The organism is Clostridium intestinale DSM 6191, from assembly GCF_900130055.1.
Taxonomy (GTDB): domain Bacteria; phylum Bacillota; class Clostridia; order Clostridiales; family Clostridiaceae; genus Clostridium_T; species Clostridium_T intestinale.
The window spans coordinates 55,419-76,002 of sequence record NZ_FQXU01000009.1; the positions used below are offsets into that span (position 1 = coordinate 55,419).

At 28.9% G+C, this 20,584-nt stretch carries 19 protein-coding genes and 1 other annotated feature (1 of these 20 running past the window's edge); of the genes, 15 read left to right on the forward strand and 4 right to left on the reverse strand.

What is annotated here, in order from left to right; translation table 11 throughout:
- Nucleotides 1-23 precede the first annotated feature (23 nt).
- The 8 genes from BUA92_RS14590 to BUA92_RS14625 all read left to right on the forward strand — a co-directional run bounded on the left by BUA92_RS14590 (nt 24) and on the right by BUA92_RS14625 (nt 8,760).
- The gene (locus BUA92_RS14590) at nt 24-1,421 is read left to right on the forward strand and encodes a spore germination protein (RefSeq protein ID WP_073020652.1); all 1,398 of its coding nucleotides are present in this window, start codon (nt 24-26) and stop codon (nt 1,419-1,421) included.
- A gap of 2 nt (nt 1,422-1,423) precedes the next feature.
- Nucleotides 1,424-2,545, forward strand: coding sequence for a Ger(x)C family spore germination protein (locus tag BUA92_RS14595; protein WP_073020654.1), 1,122 nt, complete (start codon nt 1,424-1,426; stop codon nt 2,543-2,545).
- 122 nt (nt 2,546-2,667) lie between these two features.
- The gene (locus tag BUA92_RS14600) at nt 2,668-3,810 is read left to right on the forward strand and encodes an AlbA family DNA-binding domain-containing protein (protein WP_073020656.1); all 1,143 of its coding nucleotides are present in this window, start codon (nt 2,668-2,670) and stop codon (nt 3,808-3,810) included.
- 51 nt (nt 3,811-3,861) lie between these two features.
- Nucleotides 3,862-4,284: a hypothetical protein gene (locus BUA92_RS14605; RefSeq protein WP_073020658.1), complete on the forward strand. Its 423-nt coding sequence runs from the start codon at nt 3,862-3,864 to the stop codon at nt 4,282-4,284.
- Between the two features lie 125 nt (nt 4,285-4,409).
- A complete protein-coding gene (gene tyrS / locus BUA92_RS14610) occupies nt 4,410-5,630 on the forward strand; it encodes a tyrosine--tRNA ligase (protein WP_073020660.1) in 1,221 nt (406 codons plus the stop codon).
- Nucleotides 5,631-5,728: 98 nt separating this feature from the next.
- Complete coding sequence (locus tag BUA92_RS14615; RefSeq protein WP_073020662.1) at nt 5,729-7,798, forward strand: hypothetical protein; 2,070 nt, start codon at nt 5,729-5,731, stop codon at nt 7,796-7,798.
- 3 nt (nt 7,799-7,801) lie between these two features.
- Entirely contained in the window at nt 7,802-8,065 is a 264-nt protein-coding gene (locus BUA92_RS14620) for an EscU/YscU/HrcU family type III secretion system export apparatus switch protein (RefSeq protein WP_073020664.1), read from the forward strand.
- A gap of 5 nt (nt 8,066-8,070) precedes the next feature.
- The gene (locus BUA92_RS14625; RefSeq protein ID WP_073020666.1) at nt 8,071-8,760 is read left to right on the forward strand and encodes a metallophosphoesterase; all 690 of its coding nucleotides are present in this window, start codon (nt 8,071-8,073) and stop codon (nt 8,758-8,760) included.
- 40 nt (nt 8,761-8,800) lie between these two features.
- Here BUA92_RS14625 and BUA92_RS14630 read toward each other — a convergent pair whose 3' ends face one another.
- Nucleotides 8,801-9,775 (reverse strand): methyl-accepting chemotaxis protein, encoded by a 975-nt coding sequence (locus BUA92_RS14630; protein WP_073020668.1) that lies wholly within the window; start codon nt 9,773-9,775, stop codon nt 8,801-8,803.
- A gap of 32 nt (nt 9,776-9,807) precedes the next feature.
- Nucleotides 9,808-10,590 carry a DUF2225 domain-containing protein gene (locus BUA92_RS14635; protein ID WP_073020670.1) on the reverse strand — a complete coding sequence of 261 codons (783 nt, stop codon included), beginning with the start codon at nt 10,588-10,590 and terminating at the stop codon, nt 9,808-9,810.
- A gap of 111 nt (nt 10,591-10,701) precedes the next feature.
- On the opposite strand from BUA92_RS14635, the gene yjbM reads away from it, so the two are divergent.
- From yjbM to BUA92_RS14660, 5 genes are all read left to right on the forward strand, one after another.
- Entirely contained in the window at nt 10,702-11,499 is a 798-nt protein-coding gene (gene yjbM, locus BUA92_RS14640; RefSeq protein ID WP_073020672.1) for a GTP diphosphokinase, read from the forward strand.
- Nucleotides 11,500-11,638: 139 nt separating this feature from the next.
- Nucleotides 11,639-12,415 carry a hypothetical protein gene (locus BUA92_RS14645; protein ID WP_073020674.1) on the forward strand — a complete coding sequence of 259 codons (777 nt, stop codon included), beginning with the start codon at nt 11,639-11,641 and terminating at the stop codon, nt 12,413-12,415.
- 21 nt (nt 12,416-12,436) lie between these two features.
- A complete protein-coding gene (locus tag BUA92_RS14650) occupies nt 12,437-13,555 on the forward strand; it encodes an AAA family ATPase (protein ID WP_073020675.1) in 1,119 nt (372 codons plus the stop codon).
- A 13-nt stretch (nt 13,556-13,568) separates the two neighbouring features.
- Nucleotides 13,569-14,903, forward strand: coding sequence for a vWA domain-containing protein (locus tag BUA92_RS14655; RefSeq protein ID WP_073020676.1), 1,335 nt, complete (start codon nt 13,569-13,571; stop codon nt 14,901-14,903).
- A gap of 185 nt (nt 14,904-15,088) precedes the next feature.
- Entirely contained in the window at nt 15,089-15,739 is a 651-nt protein-coding gene (locus tag BUA92_RS14660) for a hypothetical protein (protein ID WP_073020677.1), read from the forward strand.
- A 55-nt stretch (nt 15,740-15,794) separates the two neighbouring features.
- Here BUA92_RS14660 and BUA92_RS14665 read toward each other — a convergent pair whose 3' ends face one another.
- Nucleotides 15,795-16,124, reverse strand: a complete 330-nt coding sequence (locus tag BUA92_RS14665) for a HesB-like protein (protein WP_021803125.1) — start codon at nt 16,122-16,124, stop codon at nt 15,795-15,797.
- Between the two features lie 208 nt (nt 16,125-16,332).
- Here BUA92_RS14665 and BUA92_RS14670 point away from each other — a divergent pair, with 208 nt between their 5' ends.
- Complete coding sequence (locus BUA92_RS14670; protein ID WP_073020678.1) at nt 16,333-17,067, forward strand: polyamine aminopropyltransferase; 735 nt, start codon at nt 16,333-16,335, stop codon at nt 17,065-17,067.
- Nucleotides 17,068-17,114: 47 nt separating this feature from the next.
- Nucleotides 17,115-17,879: a type I 3-dehydroquinate dehydratase gene (gene aroD / locus BUA92_RS14675; RefSeq protein ID WP_073020679.1), complete on the forward strand. Its 765-nt coding sequence runs from the start codon at nt 17,115-17,117 to the stop codon at nt 17,877-17,879.
- A gap of 40 nt (nt 17,880-17,919) precedes the next feature.
- Here aroD and leuS read toward each other — a convergent pair whose 3' ends face one another.
- The gene (leuS, locus tag BUA92_RS14680; RefSeq protein ID WP_073020680.1) at nt 17,920-20,370 is read right to left on the reverse strand and encodes a leucine--tRNA ligase; all 2,451 of its coding nucleotides are present in this window, start codon (nt 20,368-20,370) and stop codon (nt 17,920-17,922) included.
- A 61-nt stretch (nt 20,371-20,431) separates the two neighbouring features.
- Nucleotides 20,432-20,584, reverse strand: a binding site (T-box leader) (it continues 56 nt past the right edge of the window).

Consider the following 20,584-nt stretch of genomic DNA (forward strand, 5'->3'; position numbering starts at 1 on the left):
AATAATAAGGAATGGTGATGTTTATGAATAATTACTTAGAAGAACTGAAAAAAACATATGAAAATGCCTTTGACGTAAAATATAGGGATATAGAGACCCCACTTGGAAAAGCAACATTGATATTTATTGATGTATTATGTTCTAGTGCATTTATAAGTGAATATATAGTCGCTCCATTAACTTCTAAAAACTATTCTATTAAAAATGTTGATGATATATTAACTAAAGTAATAACAATGAATTTAGCAGGAAATGTTAAAGATATGAAAGATGCTAATGAACATATCTTAATGGGTGATGTTGTTATTGTTTTTGAGAAAAGTGATACTATGATTTATTGTGAGACTAAGAGTTTTGTTAGAAGAGGAGTAGGGATTCCTTTAACGGAGTCAGTAGTTAAAGGGCCAAGAGAAGGATTTGCTGAAGCTTTTGTTGATAATGTTGCATTAATAAGGAGAAGAGTAAGAAATGTAAACTTAAAGCTTGAACCTCTTATATTAGGAAAAGAATCGAATACATCAGTGTGTATAGCGTATTTAAAGGGGATTGCTCCAGATAATTTGGTACAGCAGGTTAAAGATAAAATACAACAATCTAATTATAACTTCTTACTAGATACAAATTATATAGAAAGCACATTAACTGAAAAAAGAAGTCTGTTTGATACCATAGGATACTCAGAAAAGCCAGATGAGATTTCTGCAAAGATAATGGAAGGTAGAGTAGCAATAATAGTAGATGGTACTCCTTTTGTAGTAACTGTACCATATTTTTTCGTGGAAAACTTTCAAACTCCAGATGATTATTATTTAAATAAATACTTTGCTAATTTTACACGAATATTAAGATGGTCAGCATTTTTTATAGCTATGTTTTTACCTGCTTTATATGTAGCGTTTATAACTTATCATTTTGGAATGATACCTACTATGTTTATATTTAGAATGGCTGTTGCAAGAGCTGGAGTTCCATTTCCAACTTTCGTTGAAATTATCCTAATGATGTTATTCTTTCAACTTATAAAGGAGGCAGGACTTAGATTGCCTCAACCCATAGGAAGTTCTATGAGTATTGTATCGGCTTTAATATTAGGAGAAGCTGCTGTAGGAGCTGGGCTAGCTTCTAGAGTAACGATTTTGATTGTTGCAATAAGTACCTTGTCATATTTCTTAATACCAAAGACCTATGGAGCAATATCTTTATGGTCAATTATATTAGTAATAGTAGCGTCTTTATTTGGGATACCTGGATTTATTATAGGATCTATGATATTGATTAGTCACTTGGGTTCATTACAGAGCTGTGGATATTCATTCTTGTTCCCATTAGGAAGTATAAAAAGATACGGATTTAGGGATGTTATACTAAGAGGTAACTTAGAGGATATATCTAAAAATGTAATAAAGGATGAGGAGGAGTAGGTATGAAACTAAGAAAATATGTGGCTTTACTAATAATTATTATTACGACAACCTTCTCATTTACAAGCTGCTATAATTATCAAGATATTAATAAAGTTACATTTGTTACTGCTTCAATAATGGATATAGATGAAGATGATAATGTTTTAATATACTTGGAATGTATAAATCCATATAGAAGTACTAATGAGAGTTCAGATAAAGGGCAAAAGATGATATATGTAGGAAGAGGTAAGACTTATCTTGAGGCAATTAGGGATGTTAACAGAACCTCAGCCTATAAGATAAATTTTTCTCAAAATAGAGCACTTATATTTACAGAAAATGCGGTCACAAAAGGGATAAAAAAACATATAGACTTAATTAATAGAGACCAAGAGTTTTTAGTAAAACCTTATATGTTTATATATTACGGAACAGTGGATTCATTATTGAGTTATGGGCAAAATAAGGACGAATATTTAGGCCTATTTTTAGATGAGTTAACTTTAAAAACCAAAGCTACGCCTAGAGTTATAGCTGAAAATACAAATGATTATCTAACTGAAAGATTAGCTGGTAATGGAATAGCGCTTATGGGAGGGTTAAAGTTTAAAGAAGAGTTAGGAAAAAGTAATCTAGAGTTATTTGGTGGGGGAATATTAAAAAATGATACTTTAGTTAAAAATTTAGATGTTGAAGATACTTTAAGTTATAATTTTCTAAACGATAAGGTGAGAACAGGAACCTTAGAAATAAAAAATCCTCAAGCACCTAATGAGTTTATAACTTTAGAAATCCTTAAAAGCAAAACCAAAACAGATTTAGAATATGATGGGGAAAGGATTAATTTATACAAAACTGTCTATTTAACAGTTACTATTGCAGAATCTCAGCATAGATTAGTTATAGATGATACTGTAATAGAGATTTTGAAAAGAAACGAGATTAATAATATGAAACAATTTCTTAATGACGTATTTAATAAATACAAGAATGAAAGTGTAGATATATTTGAAATAGATAGATTGTTAGAGCGAAAATATCCTAATTTGGTTTTGGAAGATACTATAGGAATAACAGATTTAATATTAAACATAAAAGTTGATATTGAAGGAGCTACTAAAATAAAAAATACATATTGAAGATAGATATAGGTCATTTCTAAAATATAACTAATTTATATTTTAGAAATGACTATATTTTTTATACTTATTTGGTTATTATATAATATAATGTATATAAGGAACTAGTAAGGGGCATAGTTATGGATAGAAAGAAACTACTTTCTTTAATAAAAAGAGATGAAGGAATAAAATTAGATTATAAACAGAAAATAGATATAAATTCTGAGTATGGTAAGAAAGAACTAGCAAAGGATATATGTGCTATTGCTAATTCAAGAGGGGGAAGAGGTTATCTTATAGTTGGTATTGAAGATAAAAGTAAAGAGATAACAGGATATGAAAAGCAATACTCTTTTACTGAAGAGCAAATACAACAAATCATATCAACAAGATGTGAACCACCTATACCAATTAAAGTTGATGATATTTATATAGATGGAAAAGAAGTATCTGTAATAACTATATATGATGGACAGCAGAAGCCTTATCAAATAAGAGAAAATGGTGCGTTTTATATAAGAAGAGGCTCAACGACTGATGTAATGAGAAAACAAGAGCTACTTTCAGCATTTCAAGAAAATTTGAATCTTATTTTAGAATCTTATCCAGTTATAAGAAGTAGTCAGGAAATTTTAGATAATGATACTATAGAAAAGTACTTTAAAAACAAGGGCATAATTTTAAATAGTGATAACAGAGAATTTTTATTGGAAAGTTCATCTATAATATATAAAGATAGAGATTCAGGAAAATATTGCTGTACTTTTGGCGGATTATTGGTATTTTCTAATTTTAATAACTTGTATATTCCCCATAATATGGTTAGAATAAAATTAAACAATAAAAACAATATAGCAATAGTTCAGGGTAAATTATTAGATATAATAGACAAATGCGAAAAAGTATTATCTGAAGAGTTACCAAATAATTATCCTAAAGAAGCTGTAATTGAAGCATTGAAAAATGCGGTATTGTATAGAGATTATACGCATACAAATAGAGATATAGAGATAATTATTAGCAGAAAGTCAATAAGTGTAATTAGTCCAGGAAATTTGATCTATTCTAAAGAATCTAGTCAAATACCAAATGATTTAAGTAGAAATTCATGGCTTTATGAGAAATTAATTACTTTAGATGATAAAAAGAGATTTTTGCAGACCAGAAGGGGCTTTTATTTAATGAGAAATTCTTTTATTGGAAAAGGGAAAGTAAAAATTATTAATTCAAAGGCTGAAGGAACCTTTAAGGTCATTTTTCCAGGAACATCTGTGTTTGAATAATAAAAAAATAGAAATTTCTATTTTTTATTAAATATATAAGGGGTGGTACCAATGATTCATGTATTTTGTGGACAACGAGGATCAGGAAAAACCAAAAAGCTTATAGATTTGGCTAACGACAATGTTCAATTTGCAAGAGGAGAATCAGTTTATATCGATGATGACAATAGAGCTATGCTAGTTTTAAATCGAAATATACGATTTATTTCAACAGATGATTTTAAGTTAAAAGATTATGAAAGTTTTTATGGCTTCTTATGTGGGCTTATATCTGAAAATTATGATATAGAATATATCTATATTGATGAGTTATCTAATATTGTAAGAGGAAAGGACCTATGTAGCGCTAATTCTTTATTTGAGAAAATTAATGAATTAAGTAGGAGGTATGAAGTTAAGTTTTTTATAAATCTTAATCATGATTGCGAAGATTTACCTGAGTTTATAAAACAGTATAACTATAATTACAACTAAAATTGAAAACAATTACCTTGATATATAAAGCCCCAATGGGGCTTTTAATTTTAAGTATATGTTGATTAATAAATGAATTATTTATATACTAATATTATCTTTGTATGAGTTCTAGGAGGAATAGTATGGAAACAGTTTTGGATGAATTAATGGAACGTGGGTATATAAAACAATTTACTCATGAAGCTGAAACAAGAGAATTATTAGAAAAAGAAAAGATTACATTTTACATAGGATTTGATCCAACAGCAGATTCACTACATGTAGGGCACTTTATCGCAATGATGTTTATGGCACATATGCAAAAAGCAGGACATAGACCTATAGCTCTTCTAGGAGGAGGAACTGCAATGGTTGGAGATCCTAGTGGAAAAACAGATATGAGACAAATGCTTACAAAAGAACAAATAGAGTCTAATGTTTCATCAATAAAGAAGCAAATGGAAAAGTTCATTGATTTTGAAGATGGCAAGGCTCTAATTGTAAATAATGCAGATTGGTTATTAAATTTAAACTATGTAGATTTTTTAAGAGAAGTAGGAATGCATTTTTCTGTTAATAGAATGCTTACAGCAGAATGCTTTAAACAAAGACTTGAAAAAGGATTATCCTTTTTAGAATTTAACTATATGTTAATGCAAGGATATGATTTTTATGTATTAAATAAAGAATATGGATGTAAAATGCAGCTTGGTGGAGATGACCAATGGTCTAACATGATAGCTGGTGTTGAATTGATAAGAAGAAAAGCAAGTAAAGATTCTTTTGCAATGACTTGCACATTACTTACTAATAGTGAAGGTCAAAAAATGGGTAAAACAGTAAATGGAGCATTGTGGTTAGATCCAGAAAAAACTTCTCCTTATGAGTTTTATCAATATTGGAGAAACGTTGGAGACTCAGATGTTCAGAAATGTTTATCCTTATTGACATTTGTGCCTATGGATGAAGTAAGAAGGTTAAGTAGCTTAGAGGGTGCAGAAATTAATGAAGCTAAAAAAGTTTTAGCTTTTGAGATTACTAAATTAGTTCATGGGGAAGAAGAAGCTAATAAAGCTAAAGAAGCATCAGAAGCCTTATTTGGTTCAGGCGTTAATATGGATAATGTACCTACAACTACTATTTCAGAAGATAGTGTAGGGAAAAGCATATTGGATGTATTAGCAGAATCTAAAATTGTTCCATCAAAGGCAGAAGCTAGAAGGTTAATACAGCAAGGTGGACTTTCAGTTAATGGAGAGAAAGTAGTTGATATAAAGAGAGAGCTTACTATTAACGATTTTCAAGATGGTTCAGCACTTATTAAAAGAGGAAAGAAAAACTATAATAGAATAGTTGTAGAATAAAAATTGAAAGCAATAAGATTTTTTAACTTATTGCTTTTAGTTTTGTATAATAAGATACGATAATAATATATAGTATTTTGTATGGGAGTGGAGCTAAGATGCCTGGTATTTGGAATATAAATTCAGTATATAATGTAGGTTCAAAAAAATTATCATCTAAGTTAACATTTGAAGTAGGTGAAAAATTTGCAGGCAGAGTAATGCGGATTAGCCAAAATAAGGGGGAGTTTACAATAAAGCTTCTTGATGGCTGGCAATTCATAGCTCAACTCGATGAAAATTTAACACCAGAACAATTAGAAGGACTACTAAAGTTTCAGGTACTAGGATTTCAAGATGGGAAATTAAAATTAAAATTAGTTAGGCAAGAAGATAAAGCAACTAGTGAGGAGAACAATCCACTCAATGCATTAATTAAATCTCAAGGTTTAGCGAAAGAAGAAATTGAAACTTTAAAGCAGTTAGTAAAATTTAATATACCACTAACTAAGGAGAATATATCAAAGTATTCGTCTATATTTAATTTCAATGAAAAAATAAAAGTCGATGAAAAAGAAGTAGATAATTTTATAAATAATTATATTGCAAGTAAAAATATCCCTATTGACTCAGAGGAATCTAAAAATATTACGGAAAAACTACAAAGTTTTTTTAAAGAATTTAAAACTATGAAAGCAGAGGATATTTTAACTTTTATAGAAAATGATATAGATTTAACCGAATCAAATATAAAGGCGTTTAATAGGATATTTAAAGGTGAGGAGTCTATAGAAAAAATTATTTTGAAAGCTCCTGTAGAAGGAAGTAGTATAGAAAAAAATATTGATAGCGATGAGATTGTAAAATTAAATGTAAATAATACGGAAGATTCTATTAATAAGGACTTAAAGAATATAGCACCTAAAGAAGCCTACGTAAATTCAAGTAAAGATAAAAAAATAAGTGTTTTAGATATGTTAAGAAAATTATCAGGAGATTTTGAGGAAATTAATGATAATAAATCAGTTGACTTAAAAATAGATAATAAGGTTAGTGGAAATGATATAATAGTAAGCAAAGATACAGTTATAAGATATCTTAAAGATAATAATATAAACACAGAACTAATAACAGATAAGGATATAGAAGCATTTATAGAATTAATAAAAAAACAAGATGATGCTTCACTAAAAGATAAAAATAGTGAAATAAGTACTACAACAGATTTAAAAAACAATGAATCAGCACAAGAAAAAGAATTAGGTAGTGATATACAGAAGTTGAATCAACAGTTAATAAAAGAAGGTCTTACAAATAAAACTTTAAGAGACACAATTATAAATTATCTTAAGGAGAATAATGTAAGCAAAAAACCTATAACGGATAAGGATATAGAAGCATTTGTAGAATTAATAAAAAATCAAACTCCAGAAGAGTTTAATAAACAAGATTTAAAATCAACGAACATTCCATTTAATACAACAAAAGAGATAAAAGATTTTATAGATTTATTAAAAAAACAAGTACCTACTTCATCAAATGATAAGGGAAATGAGATAAGTAGTTCATCAAGTTTAAAAAATGAAGAACTGGTACAAGCAAAAGAGTTAGTTAGTAATGTAAATAAAGCTATTCCAGAGATGATAAAAGAAGGTATTAAAGAAAAAGCTTTAGACATTAAAGATATAATTAAAGAGGTTATACTATCTTCTAAATATGGAGATGATGAAGGTGAAGCCTTTAATAAGGTTATGGAGTTTATTAAAGGTAATGCTGCAGAAGTAAAGGTGTTTAATTCGGTAAGCAATAATTATTATTACATGAATATACCTTTAAAAGTGAAGCAAGATGAATACGAATGTAAGCTTATAGTTAAAGATGAAAGAGGAAAAGGAAAAAAATTAGATTCTAGCAATATAAAAATGATTGTATCTGTAAAAACATTAAATTTAGGAAATGTGGATGCATATATAAAGCTTCAAAACAAGAATTTAGATATTGATTTAAAATGTTCAAAGGAATATATTAAAATTCTTGATAAAGAAAAAAATAAACTTATAGAATCATTAAATACCATAGGATATAATAGTAAAGTAATAGTATCTAGAGCCATAGAAGAGGTTAATATAAGTACATCAAGGGAATTTTTTAATTCTACTAATCTAGTTATATTAGATAGAAAGGTGTAAAAAATGAAACAGAGAAAAAAAGCAGTTGCACTTAAGTATGAATTAAATAATGAAGCTCCTATAATAACAGCAGCTGGTATGGGACCAATAGCTGATAAAATAATTGAAAAAGCTGAGGAAAGTGATGTGCCTGTAGTTTATAATAAGGAATTAACCGATTTATTATCAAATGTTGATATCGGAAAAGAAATTCCTGAAGATTTATATGAGGCTGTAGCATATATTATTGCGTTTGTAACAGATTTGGATAAAAAGAATGAAAGGTGAGTATTATGGCATTATACGCTATATCAGATCTTCATTTATCTTTTAGTACGGATAAACCTATGAGTATTTTTGGAGATAATTGGATAGGGCATGAAAATAAAATAAAAAAAAATTGGGAAGAGAAAGTCAATGAGAGTGATACTGTTTTAATTGGGGGAGATATATCTTGGTCAATGAACGCAGATGAATCTAGAGAAGACTTAAAATGGATTAATGCTCTTCCAGGTAGGAAGATAATAATTAAAGGTAATCACGATTATTGGTGGAGTAGTATAACAAAGCTTAATTCGCTATATGATGGGATGAATTTTATACAAAATAACTATTTTAGTTATAATGAGTGGGCAATATGTGGAACTAGGGGATGGATATGCCCTGATAATGATAAGTTTGCGGAGAAGGATAAGAAAATATATGACAGGGAACTTATAAGGCTTAGATTATCTTTGGATGCAGCCAAAAGAGATGGATATAAAAAATTTATATGTATGATACATTATCCTCCAACTAATGAAAAATTTAATTCATCAGGGTTTGTTGAAATTTTTAATGAATTTAAGGTTGAGAAAGTTATATATGGTCATTTACATGGGCCAGCTCTTGGTAAGGTAATACAAGGAACATATGATGGGGTTGAATATATTATGACATCCTGTGATTTTATAAATTTTGACCCAGTTAAAATAATGGATTAGTATAACATAAAAAGGAACCTATTAAAGGTTCCTTTTTATGTTATTTATTTATAATATTTAAAATAGATTCTATGGAATCATGAAGATCATTACAAGCTTGAGAGTCTATTTTTACTGCGGCAGAAATCTCTTGAGTTAAAGCTGTATTTTCAAGAGTTATAGTTTCTAAATCTCTAACTAGACCAATGGAATCATCTTTATTAGCTGCAACAGAAGTTAGATTTTCAATAAATTCATCTATTTCAGTAACAGCCTCATTAATAGATGTTTTAATATTTTTAAAAGTTCCTTTAGTTGATTCAATAGCATCTTGTTGAGAGCTTAATGCAACATTTCCAGTACTCATAGCTGTAGAAGCACTTAAAATGTCTACCTTAATTTCCCCTAATAAATTAGTTATACTTTGAACAGCTTGCTTAGAGTTTTCAGCTAGCTTTCTAACTTCTCCAGCAACTACAGAGAATCCTCTACCAGCTTCTCCAGCACGTGCAGCTTCAATTGCAGCATTAAGTGCAAGTAAGTTTGTTTGGCTAGCAATCTGGCTTATAGAATCAGTAATTGAATTAACATATTCTAGCTTGCTAACTAATTCATTGATAGTATCAGAACTTACAGTAAAAGCCTGCTTAAGTTCGCTTAAAGAATTATCTAAAGTATTTATAGTCTCAACACCTTGATCAGCAGAAGAATCTGTATCAAGAACCTTAATATGTACATTAGTTACGTTATAGGCTAACTCTTCTAGTGAAGCACCAATGCTTCGTATAGAACTACTAACATTAGATAATTGATCACTTTGTTTTATAGATGAATCTGCTAAAGAAGATACAGAGTCTTCTATGTTACCGATAGAATTTTTTAAACTTTCAGAGTTTGCCTTCGTACTTTGTAACTCTGAAGATATTGAATCTAATATAGTAGAATCATTAGTAGGTTCAATAATAGCGTTTTTTGAGGAAATATCTTGCGAAATTTCCTTAGGTTCAACATTTTTCTTTTTTGAGAATAAACTCATAGTAAAATCCTCCTAAGTTTTATTTGATAATATTATTTGTTTTTATAATCTTTTATAAGATCTTTACAATCTCTTGCAAGATCTTTAACTTTTTGAGGAACTCCAGGGGTCGTAATAACGCTAGAGAACCATCTTAATGCCTCATCATAGTTACCAACTCTTCTATTTAATTCACCAATTAAATACATTATACTATATCTATGCATACCATATATAGGGAAATCCTCATTACTATATGCTTCGTTAAAACCATTCAAAGCTTGAGATAAAAATGAAATCTCGTTGTCAGTATCTTCTAGGAGCCTGTACATCCAAGCAGTTTTCAAACAAATCATTGCTTTAGTACTATTTTTTGCTTCCATGAATATAGCGTTAACTAAGGCTAATTTGAATCTCTCTATAGCTACTTTAGCATCAAAAACTTCAGGATATACTCTCCCTTTCCATTTTGGAGTTATTGAGGATAATATAATTTCCTTTTGAAAAGCCTTTATTTTAGGAAAATCAGCTTTCATGGCAGTATATCCACAACTATTACAAACCCATACATCATATAGATAGGGGTTAATTACATCATAATGAATAAATAAGTCAGAATCTTGTCCCCTCATTCTAGGGGAATTAACTTTAACAGATTTAACCTTGAAAGAAGCACTACAAACAGGACAATCTACTTGTTTATCAAATATATGACTCATAGGGTCCAATTCTTTCTTCTCAACTATAGTCTGTTTTTGCTTTTTCTCTTCATATACTTTTAAACCGTTTAAATTATCGAATCCCAGATTCTCTAATCCGGAAAAAATGTTACCCATTGTCAACACCTCTGTAAAATTGTATTAATATCATTATATCATAAATTTTAATTATCAGAAGTACTTTATTTTGGTATAATAAATATAGATTTAAGGAGTAGGTGAGACAATATGGCGATAAATGACTGGAAAAAATTTTTGATACCCTATGAGCAGGCAGTAGAGGAATTAAAGATAAAACTAAAAAGTATTAGAAAAGAATATAGAAAGAGAAAAGAATACTCACCAATAGAATTTGTGACAGGAAGAGTAAAAGAAGTTAGTTCTATGCTAGAAAAGGCTAATAAATTTGAAATTCCGTTAGATAGATTGCAGTATGAGTTAGAAGATATTGCAGGAGTAAGGATAATGTGTCAGTTTGTTGACGATATAGATAGAGTGGTAGAAATATTAAGAAAAAGAAGAGATATGCAAATCTTATATGAAAAAGATTATGTGAGAAATGTTAAAAGTTCAGGATATAGGAGCTATCACATGATAATAAAATACCCAGTTAATATGGCGGACGGACAAAAAGAAATTTTAGCAGAATTTCAAATAAGAACTTTGGCTATGAACTTTTGGGCAACTATAGAACATTCCTTAAATTATAAGTATAAACATCAAAAACCACAGGAAATAATGTCAAAATTGAAAAGTGCAGCTGATGCAGCCTTTAGACTAGATGAAGAAATGCTTTTAATAAAAGATGAAATAAAAGATGCTCAAAAATTATTTGAGGTTAAGTCGGATGTAATATCCAGCATAATGAATAATATATTAACATTAATGGGATTAGGTAGAATAGCTGAAGCTAGCAGATTTCAAAATTCTCTTAATAAACTATTAGAAGAGGGAGAAATGTGGGAATTTAACAACTTACTGTTTTTAATTCAGCGAGAAATCGAAAAATATAAAGAATCTAGATAAAGGAAACTTCAAATATATAGAAGTTTCCTTTTTGATAACTATTATTAAGTAATAGATAAATTCTTTTTAGTGGTATATAATTATATTAAGAAAAAAAGTTATTTTATATTATTAACATAGAGAACGAAGGGAAGTAAAAATGGAGAAATATGATTTAGAAATAAAAATTAAGGATAATCCTATTTATATTAGAGAAATAGATAATCCTAGTGAAGATATTAAAATATTGGCAGTAAGAAAAAATGGAACAGTTATAAGATATATAAAAGAACCATCAGAAGCTGTGCAAATAGAGGCAATAAAAAGTAACCCACTTTCTATAGAGTATATAGAAAATCCAGCTGAGGAGGCTTCAATAATAGCTGTTAAAAGCTTATGGAATGCATTAAAGCTTATAAAGTATCCAACAGAAAAAATACTTAAAGCAGCTATACAAACTAAAGGGTGGGCAATTCAGTTTGTAAATAATCCTAAAGAAGAACTTCAGATATTAGCTGTAGAAAATGATTATGATGCAATAAAATATATAAAAAAACCAACTGAAAATGTGGTGTTAAAAGCCATAGAGAACTACTGGGGGGCTATAAGGTTTGTTGATAATCCATCAATGGAAAGCAAGAAAAAGGCTATATCATTAAATGAAGAAGCTATAAACTATATAAATTATACTTATGAAGAGTTAGTTGAACTAATTGAAGTTAATATTAATGTAGTAAAGTATGTTTATAACGATATAAGCATTGATTTAGTTGTAGATATATTAACCAAAAAGGTTAGGGAAAATCGTATAGATGAGAAATACTTAAAAGATTTCTTAAATCTAGAGGTTTTAGAAATGGACAAAATTAATTTTATAAATAATTTTGGTAGTAAGACAGCAAGAAAAATATTAGTTGATTATAAACTTTCAATTTAGCTTAAGAAAGGACGAAAAAAATTGAATTTTAGAGAAGCATTAAAAACAGTGGAATTAATTATAGAGGCAAAAGATGTACCACTACTAATTGGAGAAAGTGGAATAGGAAAAACATCATTAATAAAAGAATTAGCAAATACTAAAAATTGTGAATTAGTTACTATAGATGCAAATTTATTAAAGGAGGGGGAAATAGGAGGTCTACCAACTGTAGAAAAAAGAGAATTTTTAGTGAAGGGAATTTCTAAGAGTAGAAAAGTAACTGAATATGCTACTCATTCAAAATTGATAGAGGTAGATAGTAATATAGAGCAAGGTAAACAAGTGGTGTTGTTTATAGATGAATTAAATAGATGCGAACATACAGTTCAACAGGAACTTATGAATTTAATATTAAATAGAGAAATAAATGGATATAACTTAAGTGAAGATGTTTATGTAATAGCGGCTATGAATCCATCTAACAAATATGATGATTATGAAGAAAGTGAATATCAAGTAATAGATATTGATCCAGCTCAAGAAGATAGATTTGTTTGGATACAAATGGAATCAGAACTGAAAGAATGGGTAAGATGGGCTATGACAAAAGGGCAGATACATGAGCATATAATAGAGTTTATATCAACTTTTCCTGAATTTCTTCATACACCAAACTCTAAGGAGCATATAAAAGCTACACCAAGAAGTTGGGAGAGGGTTTCTAAAGGCTATAAAGTATTTTTAAAGCATAAAGACTCTATGGCTAAAAATATATTCTTTAATTTGGTTAAAGGAAATGTAGGAGCTTCAATTGCTGGAGATTTTATAAACTTTTTAGACAATTTAAAGAATCCATTAATTAAACCAGAAGAGGTGTTTAGAGAAAATATATTAGTGTTTGATATAAAAGATAGAATCTCAAATGAAAGTCATTCACGCCTATATATCTTAGCTAAAAATTGTTTGAATTTTATTGAGTCATTATCTATAAGAGAAAAAGAGATATCTGTTTTTTCAGAGCTACTTAGTTTTTATCCAAAGGATTTAAGACTAGGAATAATGAAAGAAATAAAAAGTGATTACTCAAAGGAACTTTATGACGAGATGCTTGAGAATGAAAACTTCCTAGATGCATTTTTTAATATCTATTCTAATTAGTTGGGGTGATATTATGGATTTTGAAAAAAATAGTAAGGAATTATTGAAAGTATGTTATGAAATAGAATCTCAGAATGATTTTAAAGATTATCATAAAAGAAAATTTTGGGAACTAATAGAGTTTATAAATATAAGTCTTTTATCCAGCGAAGATAACTTTTTTGGACAATTTATGATTCAGATTAAGAGGGAGATTAATTTTAACATTACTTGGCCCATAGCAACTGAAGTTACGCTGGAAGGATATAAAATGCATTTTAACCCATTTTTAATGCTTTCTTTATCTCTTAAGGAGATGGAAGCACTTATAAAACATGAGATATATCATATAATGTATAACCATTATGAAAGAGAACGTAGCCTAAAGAACAAAGTATCTACTTTGGCTATAAATATAGCAATGGACTTATCTATAAATCAGTCTATAAAAAATCTACCTGCATTTTGTAAGAAGCTTCATACAGTAAACATAGAGTATGATTTAGATTTAAAAGAAGATATGCCTATTGAAGTCTATGCGGAAGAGATACAAAAGGCTATAGATAAAAGAAAAAATAAAAAGGTAATAAATAAAGATTCTAATATACAAAGGTCTATAGACTTAGAAAGAGCTCATGAGTTATGGGAAAGAGGAGAGTTAACCTTAGATAATATTAAAGATATAAAGAAAAGAACCTCTAAAAGTGCGTATAAAGGGAAAGCTCCTAAGGATATTGAAAAAATGATTCTATCTTTTGATGAAAAAGAAGAAATAGATTGGAAATCTCATTTAAAAAGATTATTAAATACCTCTAAGATTGGTTATAAAAAAACTATAACCAGAAAAGACAGAAGACAGCCTGATAGATTGGATATTAGAGGGGTGTTACCTAATAATATACCAGAAATATTAGTTGCTATAGATATATCCGCATCTATGAGTGATGGGGAAATTAAAAGCATAATGAAAGAAATATTAGCTTTATGCAGAAATAAGCTTGGAAAGATAAAAGTAATTGAATGTGATAACCAAATTAGGCGTATTTATGAACTTAAATCTACTAAGGATATAAAACAAAGAATAAATATAAGTGGAGCTACTCAATTCTCTCCAGTATTTAATTATATAAAAGAGAATAACTATAGAAATCATATATTGATATATTTTACTGATGGAGTAGGAGAAAAGGAATTAACAGTTAAACCTATAAACTATAAAACTATATGGGTTTTAACCTCAAAAGATAATCTTTCATTAAATAAAAACTATGGTGTAGTTACTAGATTAGAAAAGGTACAAGTTGAGGGATATGGTTATGATTATGGACTACAGGCAGTTAGAGATGCTATACATGATTGGGCAAGGTAAATAAAAGAAGCTATTACAGGAAGTGATAGCTTCTTTTATTATAAGGAAATTGTTAACAAAGAGTTTATGGTAATATTGTTAAGGAGATGCTATTATTTCTATAGGGAGATAATAATTATTGATGTCAATAATTGTAGAAAAATGAAAGATGGTGTGGTATAATTATCAAAATAGGGGGGGATTGAATGAGACAATTATCCGTAAAGAATTGTTTTTTTATTGTGGTCATAATTCTTGTGATAAGCTTTTCATTAAATATTTATTTTGCCTTAGATAATAAAAAGTATGAGAAAAAGATAGGCGAAAAATCCAATAATGAAATTTGTTCAATTAAAGATAAAAATGAGGCCAATCTTATAATGCTTGAGATGGTTACAGAAAAGGGAAGTATATCTAAAAAAGACATAACTAAGCTATACTCTAATTACAATGATATTTCAAAAAATTTATATACCTTACTTGAGGAATATAATGAGTATAAAGAGGATAGGACAATATTTAATAAGAAAGTTGTAGAGAGTAATGGATTAATTTTAGATGATATTTATGCAAAGGGAAATACATTTATTTTATATATAATGGAGAATAATGAAACACAAAGTGTAGAAGGTACAAAAGTGTTTAAACTTAATGAATCAGATAAGGTTAATTTTAAAATGTTATATAATCTATCATTAGAAATTGAAAAATACTTTGAAGATCTTACTGAAAAGTTTCCTATTAGTGGGAATGAATTTAAAAATGAAATTATAAAGAACAGATTATGGATAGATATCTTAAATGATTTAAAGAAAATAAATGATAAATATAGTAGCTTTACTTTACCAGTGAAATAGAAATATAAAAAAGGAAGAAGTTCATTAAAATGAATTTCTTCCTTTCTAAATGTTATTAGTGACATCCACCACAAGTTCCGCAACCGCTACTTTCAGATTCTATAACAGGTCTTAAACTTAATCCTCTTCCATCATTTTCATCAGTAGAAAGAATTATAAAACCGCCGAATTCATCTATAAGATTTTCTTCAGCAAAAAAAGTAATATCATTAACTTTTTCAACTACATCATTTTCTTTAGGTTCTTCAACTGATATATTAAAAGCAGGACCACTACATCCATAACCAGCAAGATTTACTCTTACGTTAAAATCAGTAATATCATTTTCACCTAAAAATCCTTTAAACTCAGTATATGCTTCTTCACTTAATATAAATTTATTCATCAACTTCACCTACTTATTTCAATTAATAATAATTATTAATTACATTATAGAATATTTTATAACAAACTTCAAGGGGGGATTTATAAAAAATATTTCTAAAAAATGTAAAACGTGTTATTATAGTAAAGAATGTATTTAATATAAGATCATTAATCATAATATATAAGATACAAGTAATTGACATTATAGTTAGAATGGAAGTGATTATGTGCTTTTTGATAGAGCATATTATATAGATAAAATAAGAGAATATAATAAAAAAATCAAATGTGAAAAAATTAATAAATTTGAAGTTTCTAAAATTGATGGATTAAAAGGAATAATTCCTCATTATCTTTTTGAAATAAATGAGGAGATAGAAGAATCTATTATAGAATTAAGCGATAATACTAAGACATGGATGCGATTAACTCCATTAGAAATAGAAGGCTGCTATGAAAGTATAAAAAGAGCAAAAGGAATTGTTGGAGTAGTAGGATTAGGCCTCGGATATTTTATTCAAGAGATATTAAAAAAGAAGGAAGTTAAAAATATAACTGTATATGAAACTTCAAAAGATGTTATAGAAATTTATAAACATAATTTTGGCGAAGATGATAAAATAGAAATAATACAAGAAGATGCTTTTAAAAGTCAATCAAGAAAGTTTGATTTCTTTTTTGTTGATATTTATGAATATAAATTGACTTCTAAAATAGCTGAGGATTATAAATTTTTTAATGAACTTCATGATATAAAGGAATATTCTTTCTGGGGGGTTGAAAGGTTTCTGTTAAGTTGTACTATGGAAGATTTAATGCATTTATGTATTCCAGAAGAATGGATGGATATGGCAAGAGATTTATATGATAAATTTAATGATTCCTATTACTTTAACCAGTTTAAACCGCTAGACTATAAAGAGATAGAGAAATTATTAAATGCCTTTGAGCGAATATTATAAAATTATTGGAGAATAAGCTGTGGAGAACTATTGGGGGGATTAAGTAAATGGAGAAAGTAGTTAAAGTAAAAGATGTAGTGATTGGAGAAGGTTTACCTAAAATATGCGTTCCAATGGTTGGTGAAAGTCTTTCTGAGCTTTTAGAAGAAGCAAATTATCTAAAAGATTTAGATGTAGATATAATTGAGTGGAGAGTAGATTTTTTTGAGCATGTTACTGATATAGAAAAAGTAAAACAAGCTTTAAAAGAAATTAGAGAAGTATTAAATTCTAAACCTATTATATTTACATTCCGTAGCAAAAAAGAAGGCGGAGAAAAAGAAATCAGCTCAGAATTTTATGTTGAATTAAATACAACAGCAGCAGAAACAAAACTTGTTGATATAATTGATGTTGAATTATTTAATGAAGAAAAAGATGTTAAAACATTAGTTGAAGCAGCTCACTTAAATGATGTAGCAGTTATAATATCAAATCACGATTTTGATAAGACTCCAGATAAAGAGGAAATAATATCACGTCTACATAAAGCTGATGAATTAGGAGGAGATATACCTAAAATAGCGGTTATGCCTAATTCTGTTGAAGATGTAATTACCTTATTAGATGCAACAAGAATAGTTAAAGAAAAGTATATTGAGGGTCCAATAATTACGATGTCTATGGCAGGAAAAGGTGTAATAAGTAGAGTTTCTGGAGAATTATTTGGATCAGCTTTAACTTTTGGAGCTGCTAAAAAGGTTTCTGCACCAGGACAAATATCAGTAGAGGATTTACGCAATATAATAGAGGTACTTCATAAAAACCTATAATATGTGAAAAAGCAGTAAGGCGTACCCTACTGCTTTATCTTTATTTAACAACTATATTTACAAGTCTTCCTTTTATAACTATTACTTTAACAACATTTTTACCATCAATAGCGGCTACAACTTGTGGGTTAGCTAAAGCTTCAGCTTTAATTTCATCTTCAGCTAAACCAGAAGCAATATTTATTTTAGCTTTGATTTTACCATTAATTTGAATAGCTATTTCAATTTCGTCTTTAACTAAGGCTTTTGGATCAAATGTTGGCCATTTTTCGTTAAAGATAGAATAAGAATTACCAAGTAATGACCATTGTTCTTCAGCAAAGTGAGGAGCAAATGGTGCTAATAATTTTAAATAATCGTCTAAAGTTTCTTTTAAGAAAGAGGCATTCATATCACTTTCTTGAGTGTACTTAGAAAGTGCATTTACAAACTCCATCATTCTAGCTATAGCTGTGTTAAATTGAAGTTTATCAGTATCTTCTGTTACTGATTTTATAGTATTATGTCTCCAGAAGTTTAATTCTTTCTCTGCCTTATCTAAAGTTGTTTTAGAATCTTTATTAGCTTCTATAAATTCTCTTGAAGTTTCTAGAACTCTCTCGATTCTTTCAACAAATCTATTTACAGATTTTATTCCATCATCGCTCCAAGCGCCACCTTCAGTATATGCAAAACCAAACATCAAGTACATTCTAAATACATCTGCACCGTATTGTTTTATATAATCATCTGGAGATATAGTATTTCCTTTTGATTTACTCATTTTAAGACCATCTGGTCCAAGTATAAGACCTTGGTGAGTTAAGCTTAAGAATGGTTCATCAAAGTTTATATACCCCATATCTCTTAAAGCTTTAGTTACAAATCTTGCATATAATAAATGCATACAAGCATGTTCAGGTCCACCTACATATTTATCTACAGGAAGCATTTTGTTTATCATATCTGTATCAAATGCTTTTTCAGAATTATGAGCATCTGCATATCTTAAATAATAGAAAGATGAACAAACGAAAGTGTCTAAAGTATCAGCTTCTCTTTTAGCTGCTCCACCACAACAAGGGCAAGTTGTATTTATAAAATCATCATTTTTAGCAAGTGGTGACTTTCCATCTGGAGCAAATTCTACATCATAAGGAAGCATAACAGGAAGATCTTTTTCAGGTACTGGAACAGTTCCACACTTTTCACAATGGATCATTGGAATAGGTGAACCCCAGTATCTTTGTCTAGATACTAACCAGTCTCTTAATCTGTAATTAACTTTTTGCTCTCCTAGGTTATTTTTCTCAAGTTTCTCAACAACCTTAACCTTAGCTTCTTCTGTTGTTAAACCATCAAATTCTTCTGAATTTACAAGCTTTCCATATTCACAATAAGGAAGTTCTTTAGAATCTCCATTTTTAGCTACGATTACCCTTTCTATAGGTAATTCAAACTTTGTAGCAAAAGCAAAGTCTCTTTCATCATGAGCAGGAACGGCCATAACAGCTCCTGTACCATAAGTAGCTAAAACATAATCTCCAACCCACACAGGAACAGTTCTTCCGTTAATAGGATTTATAGCATATGAACCAGTAAATACACCAGTTTTTTCTCTAGAAATTGATTGTCTTTCTATATCAGACTGCTTTTTAGCAGCTTCTTTATAAGCTTCTACAGCTTCTTTTTGATCACTTGTTGTAATTTCATCAACTAAAGGATTTTCTGGAGCTAAAACAACATAAGTAACTCCAAATAAAGTATCAACTCTTGTAGTAAATACATCAAAGCTTAAATCTGAATCCTTCATATTAAAAGTAACTTGTGCACCAGTAGATTTTCCTATCCAGTGTTTTTGCATTGCTACTGTTTTTTCAGGCCAATCTAAGGTATCTAATTTTTCTAATAATTCATCAGCATAATCAGTGATTTTTAAGAACCATTGAGTTAAGTCTTTTTTAGTTACCTCAGTTGAACATCTTTCACAGGCACCATCAACAACTTGCTCATTTGCAAGAACTGTATTACAAGATGGACACCAGTTAACAGGAGCTTTTTTTCTGTAAGCTAAACCTTTTTCATAAAGCTTTAAAAATAACCATTGAGTCCATTTATAATAATCAGGCTGACAAGTTACAACCTCACTTTCCCAGTTAAACATAGCTCCCATAGCTTTAAGTTGCTTTTCCATAGTTTCTATGTTTTGTACAGTGGAATCTTTAGGATGTATTCCAGTTTTTATAGCATAGTTTTCTGCAGGTAAACCAAAAGCATCAAAGCCCATTGGCTGAAATACATTATATCCATTCATCTTTTTAAACCTTGCCCAGCTATCTACTGGTCCGTAATTGAACCAATGTCCTGCATGAAGCTGACTGCCTGATGGATAAGAGAACATCTCAAGGACATATAACTTCTTATCTAAATTTTCTTTATCAAACTCATATAATTTTGTTTCTTCCCACTTATCTTGCCATTTCTTATCAATGGAAGTTCCGTAGTTTCCCATAGTCTTTTCCTCCTTAAACAATAAAAAATAAAAAAATAAAAACCCATCATCTCATAAAAAATTAAGAGACGAAAGGTTAAGTTCCGCGGTACCACTCTTGTTGAAATAAAATTAATTATTTCCACTTGAAACTTTAACGCAGTTAACGTCTTTGCTTTTAACAAAGAAACTCCTAGACAAGTTCATATTTCTTCATTACTACTTTTCACCAAAC

Bases quoted from the DNA above. Each gene is read 5' to 3' on its own strand.
- BUA92_RS14590 (WP_073020652.1), top strand. From the start codon at position 24: ATGAATAATTACTTAGAAGAACTGAAAAAAACATATGAAAATGCCTTT.
- BUA92_RS14595 (WP_073020654.1), top strand. From the start codon at position 1,424: ATGAAACTAAGAAAATATGTGGCTTTACTAATAATTATTATTACGACA.
- BUA92_RS14600 (WP_073020656.1), top strand. From the start codon at position 2,668: ATGGATAGAAAGAAACTACTTTCTTTAATAAAAAGAGATGAAGGAATA.
- BUA92_RS14605 (WP_073020658.1), top strand. From the start codon at position 3,862: ATGATTCATGTATTTTGTGGACAACGAGGATCAGGAAAAACCAAAAAG.
- tyrS (WP_073020660.1), top strand. From the start codon at position 4,410: ATGGAAACAGTTTTGGATGAATTAATGGAACGTGGGTATATAAAACAA.
- BUA92_RS14615 (WP_073020662.1), top strand. From the start codon at position 5,729: ATGCCTGGTATTTGGAATATAAATTCAGTATATAATGTAGGTTCAAAA.
- BUA92_RS14620 (WP_073020664.1), top strand. From the start codon at position 7,802: ATGAAACAGAGAAAAAAAGCAGTTGCACTTAAGTATGAATTAAATAAT.
- BUA92_RS14625 (WP_073020666.1), top strand. From the start codon at position 8,071: ATGGCATTATACGCTATATCAGATCTTCATTTATCTTTTAGTACGGAT.
- BUA92_RS14630 (WP_073020668.1), bottom strand. From the start codon at position 9,775: ATGAGTTTATTCTCAAAAAAGAAAAATGTTGAACCTAAGGAAATTTCG.
- BUA92_RS14635 (WP_073020670.1), bottom strand. From the start codon at position 10,590: ATGGGTAACATTTTTTCCGGATTAGAGAATCTGGGATTCGATAATTTA.
- yjbM (WP_073020672.1), top strand. From the start codon at position 10,702: ATGGCGATAAATGACTGGAAAAAATTTTTGATACCCTATGAGCAGGCA.
- BUA92_RS14645 (WP_073020674.1), top strand. From the start codon at position 11,639: ATGGAGAAATATGATTTAGAAATAAAAATTAAGGATAATCCTATTTAT.
- BUA92_RS14655 (WP_073020676.1), top strand. From the start codon at position 13,569: ATGGATTTTGAAAAAAATAGTAAGGAATTATTGAAAGTATGTTATGAA.
- BUA92_RS14660 (WP_073020677.1), top strand. From the start codon at position 15,089: ATGAGACAATTATCCGTAAAGAATTGTTTTTTTATTGTGGTCATAATT.
- BUA92_RS14665 (WP_021803125.1), bottom strand. From the start codon at position 16,124: ATGAATAAATTTATATTAAGTGAAGAAGCATATACTGAGTTTAAAGGA.
- aroD (WP_073020679.1), top strand. From the start codon at position 17,115: ATGGAGAAAGTAGTTAAAGTAAAAGATGTAGTGATTGGAGAAGGTTTA.
- leuS (WP_073020680.1), bottom strand. From the start codon at position 20,370: ATGGGAAACTACGGAACTTCCATTGATAAGAAATGGCAAGATAAGTGG.